We start from the raw sequence: 21,622 nt of genomic DNA on the forward strand, positions 1-21,622 counted from the left end.
GCCCGCGCGCCACATTGGAACCACTCCGTTCGCCAGCCTCGCCGGCTGGTCAGCGACGGTCCTTGACCTTCATGCTCGGCGCCAACTGGTTCGCGCCGATCTTCACCGGGTCGTCGGTGAAATTGGCGACAAAGGTCGAATTGCGCTCCAGCCCCGGCACGAAGCCGGCGCTGTTCCCCTCGATCGTCAGCCCTGCGCTCGAATGTTCGCGGCCTTCCGGCGCCACGGTGATGAAAGCGGACCAGTTATCCTTGTCCTTGCCCTGCACCATCTCGTTGCCCGAAATGATCCCGGTCGCGCCGTTCGACAGGTCGATCATATAGTTGGTGAGCTTGCCGCCCGAATCATCGAAGCTGTTGCCGGTGATGGTGACGCGGGCGGTGCGGGTCTTGAGATAATGGCCGCCGTCACCCTGGTCGAAGCGGCTGTTGGTCACCACCAGATTGGCGAGCCGGCCGATATAGACGCCGTGGGCGCAGTCGAGATCGCGGTCGCAGCGGCCGAGATGGCGGAAGGTCGACTTGTCGATCATCACCTGCCCGCCGTCATAATCGCCGGTCAAAATCCCTTCCTCGCTGTTGCGGAACAGGCTGTTGCGGACGGTGAGGTTACCGCTTTCGAGGCGGATGCCCGCGCCATTGCCGTCGGGGACGCGGATATTCTGGAATATCACGCCCTCGACCGTGCTCGCCCGGCCACGCAGGACCAGCGCCCCCTTCCCTTCGCACGGCACCCCGTCGAAGATCGCCGTGCCGGGCTTTGAGGCGCGGATTGTGACGTCGCCGCCCTGCTGCACGCCGCACTGGTGATAGGTGCCGGGCGCCACCTCAATCGTGCCGCGCCGGTCGCCGATCGCCGCCAGCGCGTCGCCGATGGACCCGAAGCCCTGCCCCGTTTCGACGACGGTGAAGGGCGCGCCGCCGCCCTGCGCCAAAGCGGTGGAGGCAATCGCGGCGGATACGAGGAGGGCGGTGGAAAGGATGCGCATGCTGCTGAAAATAGGCCGCATCGGCTGAACGGCCAAGGCGACAACGGGGTTAACATGGCTTCGCCCCGTTATGGCACAGGCGCAGGGCGGGAGGTTAACGCGCCCCCGCCTTACGCCGCCATCTCATCGCCGCCCGGTCATTCCCACTTGGCGGTCGCCTTCTGCGTCTTGCTGTTCCAGAAAATCTGGATCTTGCTGATCGTGCAGAGATCGAAGTTGGTCCAGTAGGCATCATCGCCATCGGTGAAGACGACCTTCAGGTCATAGGTGCATGTCTTGCCGCGCGCCGGAAAGGTGATCGGCACCGACTGCTGGTCCTCCAGCACATCGTTGCCCATCACATCCTCTTCCCAGTTCTTGGATTTGGCGGGCGACACATAGACTTCGGCAATGTCATAGCCGGTGCGGTTGACGAGCGTGAAGTCCTGATCGCCGGCATGGGCGGCAACGGGCAGCAGCAGCGCGGCAGCGCCCACGAAAAACGCGAATCTGTTCATGATGATATGTCCCCCGCCGACAGGAATCGCCGGCATGTTGGTGGCTAATCATCCGACCATCTCTCAACAAGACGTTGTTTTATAATATTGATCCAGATCAGCATGATTTCGCGGGCCGGTTCAAGGTCACGCCCGGATCATCCCGCCGCATCCTCCCGTCCACGGTGGGACGGCTGTCTGACGGGCGTCAGATGTCGATCGGCAATTCGGTAGTGGCCTTGATTTCCGACAGGGCGACCATCGAATTGACTTCCTGCACCCCCGGCACGCGCGAGAGCTTCTCGAAGAAGAAGCGCTCATAGGCTTCGATGTCCCGCGCGACGATCTTCAGCATGAAGTCCACCGTGCCGAGCAGCACGAAACATTCCAGCACTTCGGGAAATTCCCGGATCGCGGCGGTAAACTCCTCCAGGTTGGAACGGCCCGTCGCCGTCAGCTTCACCTGGGCGAAGATCTGGGTGTTGAGGCCGATCTTCCGCCGGTCGAGCAACGCCACTTCGCCCCGGATGTAGCCGGCATCCTTCAACCGTTGGATGCGCCGCCAACATGGCGCCTGCGACAGGCCCACCAGCGCCGCGACATCGGCGGTGGAGCGGCTCGAGTCCTGCTGAACGGCCGTGAGGATCTTTCTGTCGAAGGCATCCAGAAATTCCGACATGATTTATTCTCAATTTATCTAATTCTCGAACATATTTATTCCCTAATCGACATAACGGCGTATGAATAGCAATTTTTATCAGCCCGTGCGGTGATAGTATTGCCGGAAAGGGAGCAGCGCCATGGCGCACGCCTTCGAAAATGCCGATTTTCAGGAACGCCTTCGCGTCATCAACGACGAGCAAACCGGTGCGACGGGGATCATCGTGATCCATTCCACCGCCATCGGCCCGGCGGCTGGCGGCTGCCGTCTCTGGCATTATGACACGCAGACCGATCTCGTCACCGACGCGATCCGTCTGGCGCGCGGCATGAGCTACAAGAATGCGATGGCGGGCCTCCCCTTCGGCGGGGGCAAGGCGGTTCTGCAACGCCCCGAAGGCGATTTCGACCGCGCCGCGCTCTTCCGCGTGTTCGGTAACGCGGTGGCATCGCTCAAGGGCGAATATATCACTGCCGAAGATGTCGGCACCACCATCGCCGACATGCGGGTGGTTCGGCAGCAGGCGCCCTATGTGGCGGGGCTGGAGGTGGCCGAGGGCATGGCCGGCGGCGACCCGTCGCCCTGGACCGCGCTGGGCGTGTTCGAAAGCATGAAGGCCGCCGCGCGGGACGTGCTGGACTTCGACCTCGCCGATGCAACGGTCGCGGTGCAGGGTGTCGGCAATGTCGGTGGCCGCCTGTGCCGTTTGCTACGGGAAGCCGGCGCGAAGCTGATCGTCGCCGACGTCGATGAAGCGCGCGCCGCCGCACTCGCCCGCGACCTTGGCGCAAAGCATGTCGGGATCGAGGAAATCCTCGTCGCGGACGCCGACATCCTCGCCCCCTGCGCGCTGGGCGGCGTCCTTAACGCCGACACCATCCCCGACCTTCGCGTCCGGCTCGTCTGCGGCGGCGCGAACAACCAGCTTGCGACCGAAGCGGACGGCCAGGCGCTGGTGGATCGCGGCATCCTCTACGCCCCCGACTATGTCGTGAACGCCGGTGGCATCATCAACGTGTCGGCCGAATATCTGGGCGAAACCAGCGATCAGGTCGCCGACCGCGTCGGCCAGATCGCAGGCCGGCTGCTCGATGTCCTCCACCGCTCCACCCAGGAACAGGTGCCCCCCGGCGTCATGGCCGATCGCCTCGCCCAGCATCTGATCGCGAGCGCGAGGCGGCGTCAGGCCGCGTGATGCGCTTCGACATCGTCACCCGGACCGATCCGCAGGCGTTGATCCGGCTGCTCAACCATTTCGCGCAACGCGATCTGCTTCCCGGCCATGTGACGGCGACCCAGGCGGACGGGCGGCTCACCATATGCATCGTTCAACCGGACATGGACGAAAAGCAGGCGCGCATCATTGCCGAGAAAATGGGCAGTTCCGTGCTCGTCGAAACCGTTTGCCTCCAGCCGGGCACAGCGGCCTGCGCAGCATGATGCTGACCCGCGCCTATGACGCCCGCATGGTCCGCATGTAGCGGCAGGGCGAAGTCCGACGAACTGTCGGGTTCGACCCTGACGATAACCTCGCCCGGCCCGCGCGCCCGTGGTCCGATCAGAAGGGCACCGGACCGGCTAGATGAGGCCGGCAAGCGGGCTCGAAGGATCGGCATACATGCGCTTGCCCATCCGCCCGGCGCGATAGGCCATGCGCCCTGCCTCCACCCCTGCCTTCATCGCGGCCGCCATCAGCACCGGGTCTTTGGCTTCGGCGATGGCGGTGTTCATGAGCACGCCGGTGCAGCCCAGCTCCATCGCCTGCGCTGCCTCGGACGCAGTGCCGACGCCAGCGTCGACCAGCACGGGCAGCTTCGTACCCTCCACGATCAGGCGGATCGTGACGCGGTTCTGGATGCCAAGCCCCGAACCGATCGGCGCGCCCAGCGGCATGATCGCCACCGCGCCCGCATCCTCCAGCCGCTTGGCTGCGATCGGATCGTCGACGCAATAGACCATCGGCTTGAAGCCTTCCTTGGCCAAAATCTCCGTGGCGCGCAGCGTCTCGACCATGTCGGGATAGAGCGTCCGCGCCTCGCCCAGCACCTCCAGCTTGACCAGATCCCATCCGCCCGCCTCGCGCGCCAGCCGCAACGTGCGGATCGCCTCCTCGCCGGTGAAGCAGCCGGCGGTGTTGGGCAGGTAGGTCACTTTCTTCGGGTCGATATAGTCGGTCAGCATCGGGGCGTTCGGGTCGCTCACATTCACCCGCCGCACCGCGACCGTCACGATCTCCGCGCCCGACGCCGCCAGCGCCGCCGCATTCTGCTCGAAGCTCTTATATTTGCCCGTCCCCACGATCAGCCGCGAGCGGAAGGTCTTGCCCGCGACGCTCCAGCTATCGTCATCAACGGGAGACACATCGCCGCCTCCCACGAAATGCACGATCTCCAGCTCGTCGCCATCCTCGACCCGCACATCCTTCAGCGTTGATCGCGGCACCACCTCCAGATTGCGCTCCACCGCCACCTTCTCGGGCACGAAGCCCAGTTCGCTCGCCAGCTCCGCCAGTGTCATGCCCTGACGCACACGGCGATGCTCGCCATTGATATGGATGGAAATGGTGCCGTCTATGCTCACGCTCATGTCCCGAATTGGCGAAGAGTCTCGACTAAGCGAGACAGGAAGGGCTAAGGATCGTGCCGCATATAGGGGCCACCGCGCCCCTGCCGCAACAGCATAGGGGGACAGGGCTTGGGCGACACACGCAAAATCTATGTGCTGAATGGCCCCAACATCAATATGCTCGGCACCCGCGAGCCTGAAATCTACGGCTATGACACGCTGGACGACATTGCCGACCGGATGGAGGACGCCGCCGGCCGCGCCCATGTCGAACTGGATTTCCGCCAGTCCAATCATGAAGGCCATCTGGTCGACTGGCTCCAGGAAGCGCATCAGGAGGGCGCGCACGCCGTCATCCTCAACGCCGCCGCATTGACCCACACTTCCGTCGCGCTGCACGACGCGATCAAGGCGATCAGCGTGCCGGTGATCGAGGTTCACCTCTCCAACCCCCACAAGCGCGAGGATTTCCGCCACAAAAGCTATGTCGGCATGGCGGCGAAGGGTACGATCGCGGGCTTCGGCGCGCTTTCCTACATGCTGGCGCTCGAAGCCGCGCTGGAACTCTGAGCCAGCGCCACCTGCCGCACGAAAGTTGCGCTTCGGCGTGAAACTGCCTAGGCGCTCCCCCCAACGAACAGATTATTCGAACAAGGGTCTCTCATGAACGACAAGCATGACAAGGGCGCGATGCAGGTGGATGTCCAGCTGGTGCGCGATCTCGCGGCGCTGCTCGACGACACCAACCTCACCGAGATCGAGGTCGAGGATGGCGACCGCAAGATTCGTGTCGCGCGCAAGGCTGCTCCTGCCGCGCAGGCCGCCCCCGCCTATGCCGCCCCGGCCCCGGTCGCCGCACCCGCCGCCGCTCCCGCCCCGGCCGCCACACCCGCCGCCTCGCCCGAACCCGCGTCACCCTCCGGCCATGTCGTCAAATCGCCGATCGTCGGCACCGCTTATCTGTCGGCCGAACCCGGCGCAGCCCCTTTCGCCCGCGTCGGCGCGCAGGTCGGCGTGGGTGAAACCGTGCTGATCGTCGAAGCGATGAAGGTCATGAACGCCATCCCCGCGACCGTCGCCGGCACGATCAAGGCGATCCTGGTCGATAACGGCCAACCGGTCGAATATGACCAGCCGCTGATCGTCATCGAATAAGGCCGCGCACCCCATGGCCATCGAGAAACTGCTGATCGCCAACCGCGGCGAGATCGCGCTCCGCATCCACCGCGCCTGTCACGAGATGGGTATAAAGACGGTGGCGGTGCATTCCACCGCCGACGCCGACGCGATGCATGTCCGCCTCGCCGACGAAGCCATTTGCATCGGACCGCCCGCCGCCAAGGACAGCTATCTCAACATCGCCGCCATCATTTCGGCGGCGGAAATCAGCGGCGCGGACGCGATCCATCCGGGCTACGGATTCCTGTCCGAGAACGCCAAGTTCGCCGAGATCGTGGAGGCGCACGGCATCAAGTTCGTCGGCCCCAAGCCCGAACATATCCGCACCATGGGCGACAAGATCGAGGCGAAGCGCACCGCCGGCGCATTGGGCCTGCCGCTCGTCCCCGGTTCCGACGGCGCGGTCAGCGATGTCGAGGAGGCCAAGTCGATCGCGGAGGCGGCCGGCTATCCCGTCATCATCAAGGCGGCGTCCGGCGGCGGCGGCAGGGGCATGAAGGTCTGCAACTCGCCCGACACGCTCGAAACGCTGATGCAGCAGGCCGGCAGCGAGGCGAAGGCCGCCTTCGGCGACGCGACCGTCTATATCGAAAAATATCTGGGCAACCCACGCCATATCGAGATCCAGGTGTTCGGTGACGGCAACGGCAATGCCATTCACCTCGGCGAACGCGACTGCTCGCTCCAGCGCCGCCACCAGAAGGTGCTGGAGGAAGCCCCCTCCCCCGTCCTCTCCGCCGCAGAGCGCGAGCGGATCGGCGGCGTGTGCGCGAAGGCCATGGCCGACATGGGCTATCGCGGCGCGGGCACGATCGAGTTCCTGTGGGAAAATGGCGAATTCTACTTCATCGAGATGAACACCCGGCTCCAGGTCGAACATCCGGTGACGGAGATGATCACCGGCCTCGACCTCGTGCGCGAACAGATCCGCGTCGCCGAAGGCCGCCCGCTCTCGGTCGCGCAGGAAGATCTGCGCTTCACCGGCCATGCGATCGAATGCCGCATCAACGCCGAAGACCCCAGGACCTTCGCGCCCTCGCCCGGCACCGTCACCAGCTATCATGTGCCCGGCGGGATGCACGTCCGCGTCGATAGCGGCCTCTATCAGGGCTACCGGGTGCCGCCCTATTATGACTCCATGATCGGCAAGCTGATCGTCTATGGCCGCACCCGCGAAGGCGCGATCATGCGCCTAAAGCGCGCGCTGGAGGAATATGTGATCGAGGGCATGAAGACGACCATCCCCCTTCACCAGGCGCTGCTGACCGACCCGGATTTCCTCGACGGCAATTATACGATCAAATGGCTGGAGGAATGGCTGGCGCGGCAGGAGGGATCATAATCCACCCCCGTTCGTCCTGAGTAGCCATTGAGCTTGGCGAAATGGCGTATCGAAGGATCAAGTGCTTCGATACGAGGCTTCGACAGGCTCAACTTCTACTCAGCACGAACGGCTGCGGGATTGTGGCGCATCTCCTCGCGACCCCCTTGCAGCCTTCCATATTTCGACTAATATCGAAATATGGAATCGGCCGCCGCCATCGACGCCCTCAGCGCCCTTGCCCATCCCACGCGGCTGGCGCTGTTCCGACTGCTCGCGACAGCGCCCGACGCGGGCCTGGCGGCCGGTGACATAGCGGAAAGGCTCGCGGTCGCGCCCTCGACCCTCTCCCACCACCTGTCCGCGCTGGAGCGGCCCGGCCTTATCCGCCACCGCCGCGACCAGCGCCGGCTGCTCTACAGCGTCGCGCCGCCGACCGTCAGCGCGCTCATCGCCTTCCTGACCGACCAATGCTGCGACGGCCGCCCGGACCTGTGCGGAGGACGGCCATGAAGCGCGTCTGCGCCGCCGAAGCGCTCGGCACCGCGCTGCTCGTCGCGACCGTGGTCGGATCAGGAATCATGGCGCAGCGGCTTTCGGGCGGCAATGTCGCTGTCGCCCTCCTTGCCAACACGCTCGCGACCGGCGCGGCGCTTTATCTCCTCATCACCCTCTTCGCCCCGATCAGCGGCGCGCACTTCAACCCCGTGGTGAGCGCGCTGGCCGCTCCGCGCGCCGAATGGCTCCCGCGCATGGCCGCTCAGGTCGGCGGCGGTCTTGCCGGCACGATCCTCGCCCATGCGATGTTCGGCCTGCCGCTGCTCGCCCTCGGCACGAAGGTCCGCACCGGCCCCGACCAATGGCTTGCCGAAGCCGTCGCCACCTTCGGCCTGCTCCTCACCATCCGCCTTGGCGTGGCGCTCCGCCCCGCCGCCATCCCCGCTCTGGTCGCCGCGTGGATCGCCGCCGCCTACTGGTTCACCGCCTCGACCAGCTTCGCCAATCCGGCGGTCACGCTCGCCCGCGCCTTCACCGATAGTTTCGCCGGCATCCGTCCGGTCGATGTCCTGCCCTTCGTCGCAGCCCAGATCGCGGGCGCGACGCTCGGCCATCATCTCGCCGGCTGGCTGCTCGCCGCCCCGGCCCAACCACAGGAAAGCCCGACCCATGAAAGCCACCATCTGGCATAATCCCGCCTGCGGCACATCGCGCAAGACGCTCGCAATCCTTGAGGAAACGCCGGGGGTCGAGGTCACGGTGATCGAATATCTGAAGACCCCCTACACCCGCGAAAAGCTGGCCCAACTCATTGTCGACGCCGGTCTCACCCCCGCCCAGGCGATCCGCAAGATGGGCACCGATGCCGAGGATATCGGCCTGCCCGATCTTCAGCCCGACGCGATCCTCGACGCGATGGTCGCCAACCCCGCCTATGTGAACCGGCCTTTCGTGGAAACCGACAAGGGCGTTCGCTTCTGCCGCCCGCAGGACGCGGTTCGCGAGATTCTGTGATCATGTTTCGATATCGAAACGATCTCCGGGAAAACCGCCAAACAACTGTACAGCTCGCTGTACAAATCGGCCGCTCGCCCCTGTCACGAGGCCGTAACAAAGCCATGATTTGAGCCTTGCTTTAGGCGCGGGAAAGCATAGCCTGCGGCCATGGCAAAGGAACCGGCATTGGCGACCATCGCCGTCTACAGCCTCAAGGGCGGCGTGGGCAAAACCACCTTCTCGGTCAACCTCGCCTGGGCGTCCGCGACCATATCGAAACGGCGCACCCTCCTCTGGGATCTGGACCCGCAGGCCGCCTCCAGCTGGCTCCTCTCCACCGACAGCAAAAGCCGCGACGCCGCCCAGGCGATCTTCAGCAAGGATGTCGAGGTCAGGAAGCTGATCCAGCCCTCGACCGTACCGGGGCTGGACCTCATCGCCGCCGATACCTCGCTGCGCGGCCTTGATCATCTGTTCCGCGAGCTGGACAAGAAGAAGCGGCTCGCCAAGCTGATCGAGAGCCTGGGCAAGGAGTATGACCGCATCATCCTTGATTGCCCGCCGGGCCTTACCGAAACCAGCGAACAGGTGCTGCGCGCCGCCGACCTGATCGTCATCCCGGTCATCCCCTCCCCCCTGTCGCAGCGCGCCATGGGGGAAGTCGCCCGCTACCTCGTCCAGCGCGGCGGCGCTCATGCGCCGATCCTGCCGGTCTATTCCATGGTCGACCGCCGCCGCAGCCTTCACCGTAAGGCAATGGACGATCAGCCCGGCTGGGGCGTCATTCCGATGGCCAGCACGATCGAGCAGATGACCGTCCGCCGCAAGCCGCTCGGCGCCTTCGCCCCCGCTTCGCCACCGGCCCAGGCATTCGCGTCGCTGTGGACCATGGTCGAACGGCAGCTAAGCGCCGGCTGAGCCCTTACCCCACAGCCCGCTGCAAGGGCGGCGGGAACAGCCGAGCCGCATCCTTCGCCATCATCGGCCGCCCGAAATAATAGCCCTGCACCTTGTTGCAGCCCAGCTGCCGGATCATGTCCAGCTCCGCCTGCGTTTCGACCCCTTCGGCGGTCGTCGCCATCCCCAGGCTCTGCGCCAGCGTCACCACCGCGCGGATGATCGCCAGGCTCTCGGCCGTGTTCTTCGATGCACCCACCACAAAGCTGCGGTCGATCTTGATGGTGTTGAACCGGGTGCGGCTGAGATAGCCGAGCGAGCTATAGCCGGTCCCGAAATCGTCGAGCGACAGCTGCACCCCCAGCCCGATGAGCTGGTCGAGCAGCTTCAGCGCGCCGGTATCGTCGTTCATGAACAGGCTTTCGGTGACCTCCAGCTCAAGCCGCCGCGCCTCCAGCCCGCTGCTCGCCAATGCCGAGATCACCGCCGCGACGAAGCTGGGATGCGCCAGTTGCTCGGCCGACACGTTGACCGCCACCCGCACATCCTCGGGCCAGTTCACCGCTTCCATGCACGCGGTCCGCAGCACCCATTCGCCGATCGGCCCGATCAGCCTCGCCTCTTCCGCAACCGGCACGAACCTGGCGGGCGAGATCGGCCCCAGTTCCGGGTGAGTCCAGCGTACCAGCGCCTCGAACCCCACCACCACCTCGCGGGTCGCATCGACCACCGGCTGATAGACGACGTGCAGCTGTTCCTTCTCCAGCGCCTCGCGCAGCGCCATCTCCAGCTGCCGCCGCTCTTCGGCCTGGGCGTGGAGCTGCGGTTCATAGGCGCAATGCTGGCCGCCGCCATTGCCCTTGGCGCGATAGAGCGCCAGGTCGGCGCTGCGGGTCAGCGCCTCGGCGTCGCGGCCATCCATCGGCGACATCGCCGATCCGACCGACGCCCCGATATGCAGCATATGCTGGTCGACCTGATAGGGGGCGGACAGCGCAACGATGATCGCCGATGCCAGCCGCGCCACCGCCGCCTCGTTGTCGACATGGGGCATGATCACCGCGAACTCGTCGCCGCCGATCCGCCCGCAGAAATCGCCATCATGGCATAGGTCAAGCAGCCGCTGCGCGACCTGGCTCAACAGCCGGTCGCCGGTCTGGTGGCCCAGCGTATCGTTGATCGCCTTGAACCGGTCGAGGTCGACCATCAGGAAAGCGCAGCCCGGCAGACGCTGCTTCGCCCCCTCCAACGCCTTGTCGAGCGCCTCGCGCAAATGGCTGCGGTTGGGCAGGCCGGTCAGCGGATCGAAACGGGCGAGCTGCGCGATCTTGTCGGCCGACTCGCGCTGCGCGGTCACGTCGGACCCCACTCCGCGAAAGCCCAGAAAAGCACCCGTCTCGTCATAACGTGGCGAAGCGGACAATTCCCACCAGCGCCACTGGCCCTTAACCTCGACCGGCAGCACCAGCTCGCTGAAGCTCTCCCGCCGCTTGAGATGATCGGCCAGGGTGCGAAGCCCCGCCGCGAACCGCCCGTTGTCCCATCCGCTCCCGGCGAGCAGTTGCACCAGGGGGGCGCCCTCCACCTGATGCGGCGGCAGGCCCAGCGTCTCGGCAAAGCGCGCCGAAACGCCGCTGATCCGGCGCAGCGCGTCCGTCTCCCACAGCCAGTCCGACCCGCCCGCCTCATATTCGCGCAGCAGCAGGCTCACCACCTCGGATTTTTCCACGAGCTGCGCGGTCGTGCTGTGCTGCCGGGCGAAGGTGCGGGCATAGATGATGCACCCGACCAGCAGCGCCATCGCATAGCTGATCGAAAGCGCGCGCGACGGCGCCTCGCCGCTGCCGCCGAACATGCCGAACAGGCCGACGATGCAGGGCAGCAGGAAAGCTGAGGCCGACAGCGGCACCGGCGCGTAGCTGATCGCGCCGCACACCATGACGCAACTGATGAGGGTCCAGAGCGCCACCAGCTCTTCGGTCATGCCCGACCAGCCGACCAGCATCATGCAGGCGGCCCAGGCCAACCCCTTGAGCAGCGCGCCCAGCGCATGACGGCGCAGATCGGCCGGCGTCACGCCCCCGCCGCTGGCGCGCCGTCCCCGGTCCAGCAGCAACCCGGCCACCGCCGCGCATACCAGCCCGGCGGTAAGGCCGCTCAGCAGCATCGGGGAACAGCAATGGATGAAGACCTGCCAAAGGAACAGCACACCGCAGATGGTCATGCCGTGCCGCAGCGGCGCGATGGCGTCGGCCGACCGAAGCTGCGCCTCCGCGACCCGCAGGTCGGACCGCCCCGAAAGGCGCGCCAGCCCCATCATCGCCCGCAGCGACACGCGCGCATTCTGCCCGTTGGGCGCGCTTATTATATCATCTTCGACCACATGCCGGCCTTAGCAGGCGCGGGTTAGCAATCGGTAACTCGCGCGCTAAGCATGTTGCCGACGGGTCAGGCAGCGATGTCGTAGGGCCGGATTTCGCCGGTCAGGTAGAGGTTTCGCGCCTTCGAACGGCTGAGCTTGCCCGAGCTGGTGCGCGGCAGCGTGCGCGGCGGCACCAGTTCCACGACGCAGTTCATGCCCGTGATCGCCCGCACCCGCTCGCGGATCTGGTCCCGCAGACGGGATCGCTCCTCATTGTCCGACGTGCGGCAATGGACCAGCACGGCGGGCGCTTCCTCGCCACCCGGCGTCGTGATGGCGAAGGCGGCGATATCGCCCTGCTTGAAGCCGGGAAGCTGTTCAACCGCCCATTCGATGTCCTGCGGCCAGTGATTCTTGCCGTTGATGATGATCATGTCCTTGGCGCGGCCGACGATGTAGAGATAGCCGTCGCTCAAATACCCCATGTCGCCGGTGTCCAGCCAGCCATCGGCCATGCAGGCCGCCGTCGCCGCCTCGTCGCGGAAATAGCCGACCATCAGGGACGGCCCCGTCGTCCACACCTTCCCGATCTGCCGCTCGGCCATCAGCCCGCCATCCTCGTCGCGGATTTCCACGACCATGTCCTTGGCCGGCTTGCCGCAATTGACGATCGACCGATAGCGCTGCGGCCGGCCCTCGGGCGCGTCGCCGCCTGACAGGTCGGTTTCCTCGACCAGTTCGACGATGATCCCCTCGCCCGGCGGCATGATGGTGACCGCCAGCGTCGCTTCGGCAAGGCCATAGCTTGGCAGGAATGCCCTGGGCGAAAAGCCCGCATCGGCAAAGGCATCGACGAAGCTCTGCATCACGTCCGGGCGGATCATGTCCGCGCCGTTGCCCGCAAGCCTCCACCGGGACAGATCGAACCGGTCCTGCGCCTTGGTCTGGCTCGACATGCGCCGCGCGCAGATGTCGTAGCCGAAGGTCGGCGAATAGCTGATCGAAGTGCCCTGATTGCGGCTGATAAGATCGAGCCAGGCCAGCGGGCGGCGGGCGAAATCCTCGGTCTTCATGTAATCGGCCGACACCTGGTTGGCGACCGGCGACAGGAAGCAGCCGACCAGCCCCATGTCATGATACCAGGGCAGCCAGCTGATGCAGCGGTCGCTTTCGATCACTTCCATGCCATGGCTGTGCGCCGACAGATTGCTCAGCAGCGCATGATGGGTGACGGCGACGCCGTGGGGGAAGCGGGTCGATCCGCTCGAATATTGGAGATAGGCGATGTCCTGCGGCTCCGCCTGCGGCAGGTCGCGCGGCGCTGCCTCACGGGCGACGAAATCCTCGAACGCGATGCTGTCCACCGACTTCTGCCGGCCCGCTTCACCCGCCATTTCGGCGAGTTCGCCGGGGAAGAGGAACAGCATCGGATCGCAGCTCGAAAGCTGGACATTGAGCTGGTCGATATAGCTTTCCTTGCCGCCGAAGCTGGTCGGCAGCGGCAGCGGCACCGGCCAGGCGCCGGCATAAACGATGCCGAAGAAAAGCTGCGCGAAATCCACACCCGTTTCCGCCACCAGCGCGACCCGGTCCTGCGGCTTCACGCCATGGGCGATCAGCCGGTGCGCGCAGGCGATGGCATCGTCCCGCAGTTCGCGGAAAGGATAGGCGCGCGCCAGATTGCCCCGCGCATCGTGGAAATTGAGGCCCCGCTTCCCCCGCGCGGCGTAATCGAGCGCTTCGCCCAGCGTCCCGAAATCGGAGAAGCGGCGCGGCAGATCGTCATTGGTCGGCGTCGGTGCCATCATCTCTTGCGAACCCGTCATATTGGTTTCACCCAACGTCATAAATCATTGAAGCGCGGCCGCTAGCAGCTTTGCGGCCGCCGCGCACCGGATAGTTACAGTCCAGCGTCACTTCTATCCGACAAGGCAAGGTAAAATTCGGACCCGACTGTGGCATAAAGATGGCGGCTGATCCATGGTGCGCCAATGCCCGCCAAACGCCCGCCCCCGCCGCTCGATGCGGACGCCCTGCGCGACTTGGCGCTGCGCCATGTCAGCCGCTTTGCGCTCAGCCGGGGGAAGCTGCTCGCCTATCTCAACCGCAAGCTGCGCGAACGCGGCTGGGAAGGGGACCGGCCGCCCGAGCCGGAGGCGCTCGCCGACCGGTTCGTGGAATTGGGCTATATCGACGACGCCGGCTATGCCGCGATGAAGAGCGCCGCACTCAGCCGGCGCGGCTATGGCGCACGGCGGATAGACGACACGCTACGCGCCGCCGGCATTGCCGAACCGACCCGGCAGGAAGCCGGCGCGCAGGCCGACCGCTGGGCGGCGGCAGAGCGCTTTGCCCGGCGCAAGCGGATCGGCCCCTATGCCGCCGGGCCGCCCGACCCCAAGCAGCGCGACAAGGCGATCGCCGCCTTTCTGCGCGCCGGCCATGATTATGACCTCGCCCGTCGCTGGGTTGATGCACGCCCCGGTGAGCCGCCCGAGGAAGCATGATCAGACGGCGACAGCCACGCTTTCGGCCAGCGCCTTGAACTGCGCGATCATCTGGTCCCAGCCAGGATGAAAGCCCATGTCCAGATGCCGCTGCCTGGTTTCCGCATCCCAATGTCGCGCCGTCGCGGTGAAGCGGGTTCCCCCGCCTTCGTCGGCGAAGCTCCAGATGGCGGTCAGGAACGGCGTCTGCGGCACCCAGCCGACGCGATAGGCGTCGGTCGTCACCACCCGCTCGCCGGGCACGACCTCCAGGAACACCCCCTCCATCGGCCCGGTATCCTCGCCATCGGGGCCGAACATCTGGACGGCGCTGCGGCCACCGGCGCGCATATCCTCCTCGATCACTTCGGCGCGCCAGGGTTTGGGGCAGAACCAGTCCGCCTTGCGCTCCGTCCACACGCGCCAGCAGATGTCGCGCGGCGCGGCAACATGGGCCGTCACCGACAGTTCATGGTCGGCGTTGCTCATGCCGTCTCTCCCTCAAACGCCGCCTGCATCGCGGCCGTGTCCAGTTTCTGCATGGTCATCATCACCTTCATCATCCGGGCGATGCCATCCTTGTCGCCCGACCGATAATTGGCCAGGATTCCACGCGTCACCAGTTGCCAGGACAGGCCAAATTTGTCCTTCACCCATCCGCACGGCCCCGGCGCGCCGCCATCCGCCGTCAGCGCATCGAAATAGCGATCCAGTTCGGCCTGGTCGTCACACGCGACCGACAGCGATACCGCCTCGTTGAAACTATAATGCGGTCCGCCATTGAGCGCCTGATAGCTTTGCCCGTTCAGCGTGAACTCGACCAGCAGCACCCGGTCGGGGTGTGTCGGCGACGGGGTCATATTCTCTTCAGGATAATGGCTCACATGATCCACCGACCCGCCGAACACGGAGACGTAGAAACGCGCCGCCGCCTCCGCCTGCCCGTCGAACCACAGGCAAGGCGCGATCTTGTCCATCACGCTTCCCCCTTCATGCCGACCAGCGCGAACATCGCGCCCTGCGGATCGGTCGCCTGGATGATCCAGCCGCCGCCCGGCACTTCCATCGGCCCGTTCAGCACCTGTCCGCCGCCGGCCTTGACCTTTTCGACCGCTGCGTCGATGTCGCCGACCACGAAGTAGAACAGCCAGATCGGCACCGGCACTTCGTTCGGGCGCGGCATGATGCCGCCGGTCATGCTCTCGAATTCGGCGCCGCCGGTCTGCGACACCAGCTGATAGGTGCCCATCGGCCCCATATCCATGGCCTCACCCATGCTCCAGCCGAACTGGCCGGTGTAAAAGCCCAAGTCCCGGTCGAAATCGCCGCTGTAAAGTTCATGCCAGCCGACATGGCCCTGGGCCATCGGCGGGGCGGGCTCCATGCCGTCGGGGCTAGAACCCTTCAGCAGCATGAAGGTCGCGCCGCCCGGATCGTTCATCACGGCAAAGCGCCCGACGCCGGGAATATCCTCCGGCGCGCGCATCACCTTCCCTTCGGCTTCGGCCAGTCGCGCGGCATCGGCATCGACATCGTCTGACCCGATATAGCCGCCCCACCAGGGCGTCATGCCACAATCCTTGGCTTCCGCCGGGATCGCCATGATGCCGCCGACCGGCCCGGCGCTGCCGGACACGACATGATAGGGATCGTCGGCCCCCTCCGCGCCAAAGGGTTGCGAAGTCCAACCCAGCACATTGCCGTAAAAGGCCAACGCGGCGTGCGGATCGCTGGTCATCAATTCATACCAGAAGAATTTGCCCGTCAGATCAGCCATCGTTCTTCTCCTCTTTCAGCCCCGTTGGTCGACCAGAACGGCAAATCCGCCATAAATCAGCCGCGCGCCCGAAAAGGGCATCTCGTCCGGCCCTTGGTTCATCCGGGGATCGGCCATCACCTTGGCGGAGCCGGCGTCGCGCGTTTCCTTGTCGGGCCATTCGATCCAGGAGAAGACGACCTCCTCCTCTTCCTCGGCGATGACGGCGGTGCGGAAGTCGTTGACCTTCCCCGGCTTCACATCATCCTGCCAGCATTCCACGACCCGCAATGCGCCATGCTCGATGAAGATCGGCGCGGCGAAGGCCGCCAGTTCCCGATATCGCTCCTTGTTTCCCTTCGGCACCGGGATCACAAATCCGTCCATATAGGCCATCGTCTCTCTCCTTATGCAGCCGCGTCAGCGTGATTGGCCTTCGTCGCGGCCTCCACGTCCATCCAGCAGAAATCCCACATATGCCCATCGAGGTCGGCGAAGCCGCGCGCGTACATGAAACCATGGTCCTGCGGCGGGTTGGGCTCGGTGCCGCCCGCTGCAAGCGCGCGGGCAACCACATCGTCCACTGCGGCGCGGCTTTCCTCGGTCAGGCACAGGCCAAGCTGAACCGCATCGCGGGCATCCACGACCGGATGCTCGGTGAAGGTGGCGAAGCGGGCACGTGTGATCAGCATCGCGTGGATGGTGTCGGAAAAGCTGATCATCTGTGAGGTTTCATCGGCAAGATCATTGTTCCGCGCCGCGCCGATCGCCTCGTAGAAAGCGATGGCAGCCGGCAGATCATGCACCGGCAGGTTGACGAACAGCATCTTTGGCTGGCTCTGGCCCGACATCGCACTCTCCCTTGCGACTGGCGGCGGCTGCCCGAAAGGACAGCGACTCGCGGCTTGCACTTTGTGCGCTTCGCGATTACTCAATGCAACTTATAAGTTATAAAAGATAACCAGTGAAGACCGAAACACGCAAACGCGCCTATCAGGATGGCTGCGCCACCGCGCACGCGCTCGACATCATCGGCGATCGCTGGGCCATGCCGATCATGCGCGAACTGATGCTGGGGCCCAGGCGCTTTACCGATATCCGCGCCGGACTGCCCGGCATCAGCGCCAATGTGCTCACGCAGCGGCTGGAGGAGTTGGAGGCGACAAGCATTATCGTGCGCCGCCGCCTGCCCCCTCCCGCCGCGGCTCAGGTGTATGAACTGACCGATTGGGGCCGCGAGTCGGAGATTTTGTTTCAGGTGCTTGGTCGCTGGGCCTGTAGGTCGCCAACGATGCAACCGGGCAAGCCGATGAGCCAGGCATCGGTCGTGCTGTCGATGCGCACGATGATCGACCGGACGCGCATCGGCGGCCTCGCCGCCACGATTGGCTTCCGCTTCGGCGAGGAAGAATTTCGCGCCGAGATCGCCAAGGGCGACTTCTATATGGATCGCGGCGAGGCGGCGGGGGCGGATCTTGTCCTGTCGGGCGACCAGAATGCGCTCGCTGCAGTGCTCTATGGCGGGGCGTCCTATGCCGATATGGCGGGCGCGCTTCATGTCGAGGGAGACAGGCGGCTGGCCGAGCGCTTTGCCCGCCTCTTCCCCCTGCCTCCCAAGGCCCCATCGACGGTCAGTGCCGATTGAGCGCTGCAAATACCTGGTCAAACTCGCCGCGCTTGGTCGCTTCGCTCAGGAATTTGACCCGCTCGACATGGATTTCCGCTGGCGTCGGCTGCTGCCGCAGCAGCGCCATCGTCTCGGCGATATATTCGGCGAGCGGCATCATCTCGGTATTTTCGGCATGGCCCGGCATCAGGTCGGTCTGAACGCCCGGCGGCACGATCTCGATCACCTCGACCCGACCCTTGAGTTGCTCGCGCATCGAGAGCGACCAGCTGTGGATCGCCGCCTTGGTCGCGCTGTAGGTGGGCGTCGCCGCCAGCGGCACGAACGCAAGGCCCGACGAGACGGTCAGCAGGGCTGCATCTGCCTGCGCCTCAAGATGCGGGAGCAGCGCATGGGCGAGACGGATCGGCCCCAGCAGGTTGGTCGCGACCGACGCTTCGGCGGTGTCAAGATCGATGCCCTGCTCCGCTACCATAATCCCGGCGTTGAGCAGGGCGACATTGAGCGCCGGAAACTGCGCCACAATCTCCCTGGCGAATGTTTGGATCGCCGCCGGGTCGGTCATGTCGAGCGTCATCGCCGCCATGCCTGGATGCTCCTCGACCACGGCGTCGAGCGCCGTCTGCCGCCGTCCCGCGATGATGACCTGATTCCCCGCGCCGTAAAATTCATGCGCCAGCGCCGCGCCGATGCCCGATCCGCCGCCGGTGATGAGGATGGTGTTGCCTGACGTCTGCATGGGAAAGCTCCTTTCTTTCGATCTGCATCTCCATGTAGAAGGGCACTCTCTTTTGGAAAGTAGGCACGATAAAGTGCCATAGTCACCGGGAAGTAAGCATGAGCAAATCCGCCACCCGATTTTCGTCGGGCACGATCGCCGAGGCCGAAAACTACCTCGCCGACCCCGGCGAGGAGACGACCGATCCGCGGGTCGAGCGCCTCGTCAACGATCTGATCGGACGGGTCGCGGACAAATGGACCCTGCTGGTTCTCGAAGAACTGGAGGAGAAAGGCGTGATGCGCTTCACCGAAATCGGTCGTGCCGTCGAGGGGATCAGTCAGAAGATGCTGACCCAGACGCTGCGGCAGATGGAGCGCGACGGCCTTGTCTGCCGCACCGTCCATCCGGTCGTGCCGCCCCATGTCGACTATGCGCTGACCCCGCTCGGCGAAAGCTTGAGCGCTGCCTTTTGCGGCGTGTGGATGTGGGCGGAGCGTCATCTGGAACAGGTGGAAGCCGCGCGCGCCCATTTCGACGCGCGCGACTGACTATTCGTCCCCGGCGGGGAGCGGCTGCACCACCAGTTTGGGAGCGCTGTTGTCGGGCAAAGTCCGGGCTGGCGCTGGCGGCCCGGATGGGGTGTTCGCCGGCGTCGTGACCGGCACGGTCGGTGTCGCCGGGAGGCTCGTCGGCATGCCGGGCGTCCAGCCGGCGGGCACTTCGGCAGGAGGCTTGGGCGGGGTCGGCATGGTCTGACCCGAGATGATCACGGTCACGCGCGACCCGAACCGGGCCTGCCATTCGGCCAAGCGCCGCAGATAATCCTCATAGGCGGCATAGAATTCCTGGAAAGGCTTTTCCAGCTCCGCCAGGAGGGCGGGCGCTTCTACCAGAAGCTGACTTGACGGCATCAGCAGCATCTTTGCGCCGACAGTGACCGCCACCGGGCAGAAATTCTTGATGACCGGTGGCAGGGCGAAGAAATTATAGACGATCGTGTTCAGCCGCTCGCGCGATTGCAGCGCGGCATTGCCATAGGCCGCCTTGTAGTTGCGATCGACCGCCGCGTTGGCGGACGACAGCACGTTCCTGTGGACGGAGAGCAACTGATTATACTGGTTGCGCGCGGTGCTGCCAAATTTGTCGCAATTGAGCGCAGCGACGTTGAGCGCCATGCGGACATGCCAAAGCGCAGTGTTGGCGGTCGTGCCGCGATTGGCGGTGAGGAACTTCCCGTTTTCATCCTTCTCCGGGATCGCCATGCCGGCAGCCGCATTGTCAGGCGGCGTGGGCATGACCGTCGGCACCACCGGCGGCGGTGGCGTGGGGGGCGGCGGGGGTGGCGGCGGGGTCGCGCAGGCCGCCAATGCCGCCAGCGATACCAAAGATATACGGCCGAGGATGCGGCGCGAAACGAACATCAAATTCTCCGATGAAACTGTGCGCCGGTCATGCCGGGCATTGGGGCATGAGGAAATATGCCGAACGCTCCGTTCACCGCAAGCCTTCAGGCGGCTCGCCGCTCCAGCGCCTGCGCGGCCTCGTCCAGCAGCTGCGCGATGATCGCCGCGACCGGCTCTTCCTTCGTCACCATGCCGACGGATTGCCCCGCCATCAGCGACCCGCCATCGACATCGCCGTCGATCACCGCGCGGCGCAGCGCGCCCGCCCAATAATGTTCGATCTGCAACTGCGCCTCACCCATGTCGACCTTGCCCTCGTCAAGCAGGTTGGCGACTTCGCGCTGCTTGGCTGTGAAGCTTTCGGTCCCGGCATTTTTGAGTGCGCGCACGGGAATGACGGGCAAGCGGGGGTCGATCTGGACGCTGGCGATGGCGTCACGGGCCGAGGCGCGGAAGAAGGCCTTTTTGAAGGCGGGATGGGCGATGCTTTCGGTCGCGCAGGCGAAGCGGGTGCCAAGCTGCACGCCCGCCGCGCCCATTTCCAGATAGGCAGCGATCGCTTCGCCCCGGCCGATACCGCCGGCGACGAACACCGGCACCTGGTCGGCCATTTCGGGCAGGATTTCCTGCGCCAGCACGCTGGTGGCGACCGGGCCGATATGGCCGCCGGCCTCCATCCCCTCGACCACCAGCGCATCGACGCCCGAGCGCACCAGCTTCTTCGCGAGGCTGAGCGCCGGGGCGAAGCAGATGAGCTTCGCGCCCTTTTGCTTGATCGCCTCGATGCTGCCCTTGGGCGGCAGGCCGCCGGCAAGCACGACATGGCCGACATCATGGCGCGCGCACACGTCGATCAGGTCGAACAATTGCGGATGCATGGTGATGAGGTTGACGCCGAACGGACGGTCGGTCAGCGCCTTCGTCGCCGCGATTTCCCGGTCCAGGAGGTCTGGCGTCATCGCCCCGCAGGCGATCACCCCAAAGCCCCCGGCGTTGGAGATGGCGGAGACCAGATGCCGTTCCGACACCCAGCTCATCGCGCCGCACAGGATCGCGGTGTCGCATCCCAGAAAATCGGCGCCGCGCGCCATGAGGGACGTGAGCTTGCTGTGGCTGGTCATGATGCGGCTTCCTTTTTCGCCGGCCCCGGTGGGTCGCGCCTATCCCGGGCATCGGCACGCGATGCAAGCGCAAAATGGCGGCGAGCCGGAGCAAGCGACGCGCTCAATCGACCCGGTCCATAAGGTAAAAGTCGCGCAGCGCCCGCGCATCGTGCAGCGCATTGTGGGGCACGCGGCTGTTGGCGGCGGCGCTGAAGCCGGCGGCGTTGATGAGTTCGAGGCGCAGGCCGAAATCCACCCCGGCCATCCTGCCCGGCCCGGTCACCAGCAGCGCGCAGAAATGGGCGAGATCCTCCGGCCAGTCGGCGATGATGAGGGGGTCGTCGTCTCCGGCAAGATAGGCGGCGACAAGGTCGGCGGCCTCCACCCGGTCCAGTTCATGATCGACGCCCGGCGGCACGAGGCGGAGATAGGGCACGACATTCTGCGCCACCCAGGGTTCGAGATCGTCGGGCAGCGGGAGCGAGATATAGAGTTCCTGGTCGCCATGTTCGGGCACCAGCGCGACGCTGATCAGACCGCCGCCAAAGCCGTTGAATTCGGTATCGAGAAAATAGCGCATCGC

27 protein-coding genes are annotated in these 21,622 nt (G+C 65.3%); 12 read left to right on the top strand and 15 right to left on the bottom strand.

Translation table 11 applies throughout. The features are described from left to right. Nucleotides 1-49: 49 nt before the first annotated feature. The 3 genes from ACETPF_RS06510 to ACETPF_RS06520 all read right to left on the bottom strand — a co-directional run bounded on the left by ACETPF_RS06510 (nucleotide 50) and on the right by ACETPF_RS06520 (nucleotide 2,143). Nucleotides 50-988, bottom strand: coding sequence for a right-handed parallel beta-helix repeat-containing protein (locus ACETPF_RS06510; protein WP_373933556.1), 939 nt, complete (start codon nucleotides 986-988; stop codon nucleotides 50-52). Between the two features lie 137 nt (nucleotides 989-1,125). Beyond that, nucleotides 1,126-1,485: an argininosuccinate lyase gene (locus ACETPF_RS06515; RefSeq protein WP_373933557.1), complete on the bottom strand. Its 360-nt coding sequence runs from the start codon at nucleotides 1,483-1,485 to the stop codon at nucleotides 1,126-1,128. A 187-nt stretch (nucleotides 1,486-1,672) separates the two neighbouring features. Further along, nucleotides 1,673-2,143 carry an Lrp/AsnC family transcriptional regulator gene (locus ACETPF_RS06520; protein ID WP_373933558.1) on the bottom strand — a complete coding sequence of 157 codons (471 nt, stop codon included), beginning with the start codon at nucleotides 2,141-2,143 and terminating at the stop codon, nucleotides 1,673-1,675. Between the two features lie 121 nt (nucleotides 2,144-2,264). On the opposite strand from ACETPF_RS06520, the gene ACETPF_RS06525 reads away from it, so the two are divergent. Together ACETPF_RS06525 and ACETPF_RS06530 are read left to right on the top strand one after the other, a co-directional pair. Then, the gene (locus ACETPF_RS06525) at nucleotides 2,265-3,320 is read left to right on the top strand and encodes a Leu/Phe/Val dehydrogenase (RefSeq protein ID WP_373933560.1); all 1,056 of its coding nucleotides are present in this window, start codon (nucleotides 2,265-2,267) and stop codon (nucleotides 3,318-3,320) included. After that, nucleotides 3,320-3,565, top strand: a complete 246-nt coding sequence (locus tag ACETPF_RS06530) for an ACT-like domain-containing protein (protein WP_500862649.1) — start codon at nucleotides 3,320-3,322, stop codon at nucleotides 3,563-3,565. Before ACETPF_RS06525 ends, ACETPF_RS06530 begins: the two co-directional genes overlap by 1 nt. A 138-nt stretch (nucleotides 3,566-3,703) precedes the next feature. Here the strand turns inward: ACETPF_RS06530 and thiS are convergent, their stop codons facing one another. Beyond that, nucleotides 3,704-4,705, bottom strand: a complete 1,002-nt coding sequence (thiS, locus tag ACETPF_RS06535) for a sulfur carrier protein ThiS (RefSeq protein WP_373933955.1) — start codon at nucleotides 4,703-4,705, stop codon at nucleotides 3,704-3,706. A 114-nt stretch (nucleotides 4,706-4,819) separates the two neighbouring features. On the opposite strand from thiS, the gene aroQ reads away from it, so the two are divergent. From aroQ to ACETPF_RS06570, 7 genes are all read left to right on the top strand, one after another. Next, complete coding sequence (gene aroQ, locus ACETPF_RS06540; protein WP_373933562.1) at nucleotides 4,820-5,260, top strand: type II 3-dehydroquinate dehydratase; 441 nt, start codon at nucleotides 4,820-4,822, stop codon at nucleotides 5,258-5,260. 93 nt (nucleotides 5,261-5,353) lie between these two features. Then, nucleotides 5,354-5,845 carry an acetyl-CoA carboxylase biotin carboxyl carrier protein gene (accB, locus tag ACETPF_RS06545; protein WP_373933564.1) on the top strand — a complete coding sequence of 164 codons (492 nt, stop codon included), beginning with the start codon at nucleotides 5,354-5,356 and terminating at the stop codon, nucleotides 5,843-5,845. A 13-nt stretch (nucleotides 5,846-5,858) separates the two neighbouring features. Then, nucleotides 5,859-7,211, top strand: coding sequence for an acetyl-CoA carboxylase biotin carboxylase subunit (gene accC, locus ACETPF_RS06550; protein ID WP_373933565.1), 1,353 nt, complete (start codon nucleotides 5,859-5,861; stop codon nucleotides 7,209-7,211). A 180-nt stretch (nucleotides 7,212-7,391) separates the two neighbouring features. Beyond that, the gene (locus ACETPF_RS06555; protein ID WP_373933566.1) at nucleotides 7,392-7,703 is read left to right on the top strand and encodes an ArsR/SmtB family transcription factor; all 312 of its coding nucleotides are present in this window, start codon (nucleotides 7,392-7,394) and stop codon (nucleotides 7,701-7,703) included. Beyond that, entirely contained in the window at nucleotides 7,700-8,380 is a 681-nt protein-coding gene (locus ACETPF_RS06560) for an aquaporin (protein ID WP_373933568.1), read from the top strand. The genes ACETPF_RS06555 and ACETPF_RS06560 overlap by 4 nt, the downstream gene beginning before the upstream one ends. Beyond that, nucleotides 8,358-8,702 (top strand): arsenate reductase family protein, encoded by a 345-nt coding sequence (locus tag ACETPF_RS06565; protein ID WP_373933569.1) that lies wholly within the window; start codon nucleotides 8,358-8,360, stop codon nucleotides 8,700-8,702. Before ACETPF_RS06560 ends, ACETPF_RS06565 begins: the two co-directional genes overlap by 23 nt. Nucleotides 8,703-8,852: 150 nt before the next feature. Beyond that, the gene (locus ACETPF_RS06570; protein WP_373933571.1) at nucleotides 8,853-9,602 is read left to right on the top strand and encodes a ParA family protein; all 750 of its coding nucleotides are present in this window, start codon (nucleotides 8,853-8,855) and stop codon (nucleotides 9,600-9,602) included. A gap of 4 nt (nucleotides 9,603-9,606) precedes the next feature. On the opposite strand, the gene ACETPF_RS06575 is transcribed toward ACETPF_RS06570, so the two are convergent. Together ACETPF_RS06575 and ACETPF_RS06580 are read right to left on the bottom strand one after the other, a co-directional pair. After that, entirely contained in the window at nucleotides 9,607-11,901 is a 2,295-nt protein-coding gene (locus ACETPF_RS06575; RefSeq protein WP_373933956.1) for a putative bifunctional diguanylate cyclase/phosphodiesterase, read from the bottom strand. 128 nt (nucleotides 11,902-12,029) lie between these two features. Continuing rightward, nucleotides 12,030-13,790, bottom strand: coding sequence for a fatty acyl-AMP ligase (locus ACETPF_RS06580; protein ID WP_373933572.1), 1,761 nt, complete (start codon nucleotides 13,788-13,790; stop codon nucleotides 12,030-12,032). A 144-nt stretch (nucleotides 13,791-13,934) separates the two neighbouring features. Here ACETPF_RS06580 and ACETPF_RS06585 point away from each other — a divergent pair, with 144 nt between their 5' ends. Then, nucleotides 13,935-14,450, top strand: a complete 516-nt coding sequence (locus tag ACETPF_RS06585; RefSeq protein ID WP_373933573.1) for a regulatory protein RecX — start codon at nucleotides 13,935-13,937, stop codon at nucleotides 14,448-14,450. On the opposite strand, the gene ACETPF_RS06590 is transcribed toward ACETPF_RS06585, so the two are convergent. The 5 genes from ACETPF_RS06590 to ACETPF_RS06610 are packed head-to-tail and all read right to left on the bottom strand — an operon-like array spanning nucleotide 14,451 to nucleotide 17,036. Beyond that, entirely contained in the window at nucleotides 14,451-14,918 is a 468-nt protein-coding gene (locus ACETPF_RS06590; protein ID WP_373933574.1) for an SRPBCC domain-containing protein, read from the bottom strand. Next, nucleotides 14,915-15,406 carry a VOC family protein gene (locus ACETPF_RS06595; protein WP_373933575.1) on the bottom strand — a complete coding sequence of 164 codons (492 nt, stop codon included), beginning with the start codon at nucleotides 15,404-15,406 and terminating at the stop codon, nucleotides 14,915-14,917. The genes ACETPF_RS06590 and ACETPF_RS06595 overlap by 4 nt, the downstream gene beginning before the upstream one ends. Further along, complete coding sequence (locus ACETPF_RS06600; RefSeq protein ID WP_373933577.1) at nucleotides 15,406-16,206, bottom strand: VOC family protein; 801 nt, start codon at nucleotides 16,204-16,206, stop codon at nucleotides 15,406-15,408. The genes ACETPF_RS06595 and ACETPF_RS06600 overlap by 1 nt, the downstream gene beginning before the upstream one ends. Nucleotides 16,207-16,221: 15 nt before the next feature. Next, nucleotides 16,222-16,581, bottom strand: coding sequence for a DUF1428 domain-containing protein (locus ACETPF_RS06605; RefSeq protein WP_373933578.1), 360 nt, complete (start codon nucleotides 16,579-16,581; stop codon nucleotides 16,222-16,224). 11 nt (nucleotides 16,582-16,592) lie between these two features. After that, entirely contained in the window at nucleotides 16,593-17,036 is a 444-nt protein-coding gene (locus tag ACETPF_RS06610) for a VOC family protein (RefSeq protein ID WP_373933579.1), read from the bottom strand. Nucleotides 17,037-17,149: 113 nt separating this feature from the next. On the opposite strand from ACETPF_RS06610, the gene ACETPF_RS06615 reads away from it, so the two are divergent. Beyond that, a complete protein-coding gene (locus ACETPF_RS06615) occupies nucleotides 17,150-17,830 on the top strand; it encodes a winged helix-turn-helix transcriptional regulator (RefSeq protein ID WP_373933580.1) in 681 nt (226 codons plus the stop codon). Here the strand turns inward: ACETPF_RS06615 and ACETPF_RS06620 are convergent. Next, nucleotides 17,817-18,551 carry an SDR family oxidoreductase gene (locus ACETPF_RS06620; RefSeq protein WP_373933581.1) on the bottom strand — a complete coding sequence of 245 codons (735 nt, stop codon included), beginning with the start codon at nucleotides 18,549-18,551 and terminating at the stop codon, nucleotides 17,817-17,819. The genes ACETPF_RS06615 and ACETPF_RS06620 overlap by 14 nt on opposite strands. 98 nt (nucleotides 18,552-18,649) lie before the next feature. Here ACETPF_RS06620 and ACETPF_RS06625 point away from each other — a divergent pair, with 98 nt between their 5' ends. Beyond that, a complete protein-coding gene (locus ACETPF_RS06625) occupies nucleotides 18,650-19,081 on the top strand; it encodes a winged helix-turn-helix transcriptional regulator (RefSeq protein WP_373933582.1) in 432 nt (143 codons plus the stop codon). Here ACETPF_RS06625 and ACETPF_RS06630 read toward each other — a convergent pair whose 3' ends face one another. From ACETPF_RS06630 to ACETPF_RS06640, 3 genes are all read right to left on the bottom strand, one after another. Then, nucleotides 19,082-19,954 carry a hypothetical protein gene (locus tag ACETPF_RS06630; protein ID WP_373933584.1) on the bottom strand — a complete coding sequence of 291 codons (873 nt, stop codon included), beginning with the start codon at nucleotides 19,952-19,954 and terminating at the stop codon, nucleotides 19,082-19,084. A gap of 86 nt (nucleotides 19,955-20,040) precedes the next feature. Further along, nucleotides 20,041-21,057: an NAD(P)H-dependent flavin oxidoreductase gene (locus ACETPF_RS06635; RefSeq protein WP_373933585.1), complete on the bottom strand. Its 1,017-nt coding sequence runs from the start codon at nucleotides 21,055-21,057 to the stop codon at nucleotides 20,041-20,043. Nucleotides 21,058-21,160: 103 nt separating this feature from the next. Beyond that, nucleotides 21,161-21,619 carry a hypothetical protein gene (locus tag ACETPF_RS06640; protein ID WP_373933957.1) on the bottom strand — a complete coding sequence of 153 codons (459 nt, stop codon included), beginning with the start codon at nucleotides 21,617-21,619 and terminating at the stop codon, nucleotides 21,161-21,163. Between the last annotated feature and the right edge of the window lie 3 nt (nucleotides 21,620-21,622).

The sequence above is a fragment of the Sphingobium agrisoli genome (assembly GCF_041877245.1).
In the GTDB taxonomy this organism is placed as follows: domain Bacteria; phylum Pseudomonadota; class Alphaproteobacteria; order Sphingomonadales; family Sphingomonadaceae; genus Sphingobium.

Excerpts from the sequence above, each read along its gene's own strand:
- ACETPF_RS06510 (WP_373933556.1), bottom strand. The coding sequence starts at position 988 with ATGCGCATCCTTTCCACCGCCCTCCTCGTATCCGCCGCGATTGCCTCC.
- ACETPF_RS06515 (WP_373933557.1), bottom strand. The coding sequence starts at position 1,485 with ATGAACAGATTCGCGTTTTTCGTGGGCGCTGCCGCGCTGCTGCTGCCC.
- ACETPF_RS06520 (WP_373933558.1), bottom strand. The coding sequence starts at position 2,143 with ATGTCGGAATTTCTGGATGCCTTCGACAGAAAGATCCTCACGGCCGTT.
- ACETPF_RS06525 (WP_373933560.1), top strand. The coding sequence starts at position 2,265 with ATGGCGCACGCCTTCGAAAATGCCGATTTTCAGGAACGCCTTCGCGTC.
- ACETPF_RS06530 (WP_500862649.1), top strand. The coding sequence starts at position 3,320 with ATGCGCTTCGACATCGTCACCCGGACCGATCCGCAGGCGTTGATCCGG.
- accB (WP_373933564.1), top strand. The coding sequence starts at position 5,354 with ATGAACGACAAGCATGACAAGGGCGCGATGCAGGTGGATGTCCAGCTG.
- accC (WP_373933565.1), top strand. The coding sequence starts at position 5,859 with ATGGCCATCGAGAAACTGCTGATCGCCAACCGCGGCGAGATCGCGCTC.
- ACETPF_RS06555 (WP_373933566.1), top strand. The coding sequence starts at position 7,392 with ATGGAATCGGCCGCCGCCATCGACGCCCTCAGCGCCCTTGCCCATCCC.
- ACETPF_RS06560 (WP_373933568.1), top strand. The coding sequence starts at position 7,700 with ATGAAGCGCGTCTGCGCCGCCGAAGCGCTCGGCACCGCGCTGCTCGTC.
- ACETPF_RS06565 (WP_373933569.1), top strand. The coding sequence starts at position 8,358 with ATGAAAGCCACCATCTGGCATAATCCCGCCTGCGGCACATCGCGCAAG.
- ACETPF_RS06570 (WP_373933571.1), top strand. The coding sequence starts at position 8,853 with ATGGCAAAGGAACCGGCATTGGCGACCATCGCCGTCTACAGCCTCAAG.
- ACETPF_RS06575 (WP_373933956.1), bottom strand. The coding sequence starts at position 11,901 with ATGATGGGGCTGGCGCGCCTTTCGGGGCGGTCCGACCTGCGGGTCGCG.
- ACETPF_RS06580 (WP_373933572.1), bottom strand. The coding sequence starts at position 13,790 with ATGACGTTGGGTGAAACCAATATGACGGGTTCGCAAGAGATGATGGCA.
- ACETPF_RS06585 (WP_373933573.1), top strand. The coding sequence starts at position 13,935 with ATGCCCGCCAAACGCCCGCCCCCGCCGCTCGATGCGGACGCCCTGCGC.
- ACETPF_RS06590 (WP_373933574.1), bottom strand. The coding sequence starts at position 14,918 with ATGAGCAACGCCGACCATGAACTGTCGGTGACGGCCCATGTTGCCGCG.
- ACETPF_RS06595 (WP_373933575.1), bottom strand. The coding sequence starts at position 15,406 with ATGGACAAGATCGCGCCTTGCCTGTGGTTCGACGGGCAGGCGGAGGCG.
- ACETPF_RS06600 (WP_373933577.1), bottom strand. The coding sequence starts at position 16,206 with ATGGCTGATCTGACGGGCAAATTCTTCTGGTATGAATTGATGACCAGC.
- ACETPF_RS06605 (WP_373933578.1), bottom strand. The coding sequence starts at position 16,581 with ATGGCCTATATGGACGGATTTGTGATCCCGGTGCCGAAGGGAAACAAG.
- ACETPF_RS06610 (WP_373933579.1), bottom strand. The coding sequence starts at position 17,036 with ATGTCGGGCCAGAGCCAGCCAAAGATGCTGTTCGTCAACCTGCCGGTG.
- ACETPF_RS06620 (WP_373933581.1), bottom strand. The coding sequence starts at position 18,551 with ATGCAGACGTCAGGCAACACCATCCTCATCACCGGCGGCGGATCGGGC.
- ACETPF_RS06625 (WP_373933582.1), top strand. The coding sequence starts at position 18,650 with ATGAGCAAATCCGCCACCCGATTTTCGTCGGGCACGATCGCCGAGGCC.
- ACETPF_RS06630 (WP_373933584.1), bottom strand. The coding sequence starts at position 19,954 with ATGTTCGTTTCGCGCCGCATCCTCGGCCGTATATCTTTGGTATCGCTG.
- ACETPF_RS06635 (WP_373933585.1), bottom strand. The coding sequence starts at position 21,057 with ATGACCAGCCACAGCAAGCTCACGTCCCTCATGGCGCGCGGCGCCGAT.
- ACETPF_RS06640 (WP_373933957.1), bottom strand. The coding sequence starts at position 21,619 with ATGCGCTATTTTCTCGATACCGAATTCAACGGCTTTGGCGGCGGTCTG.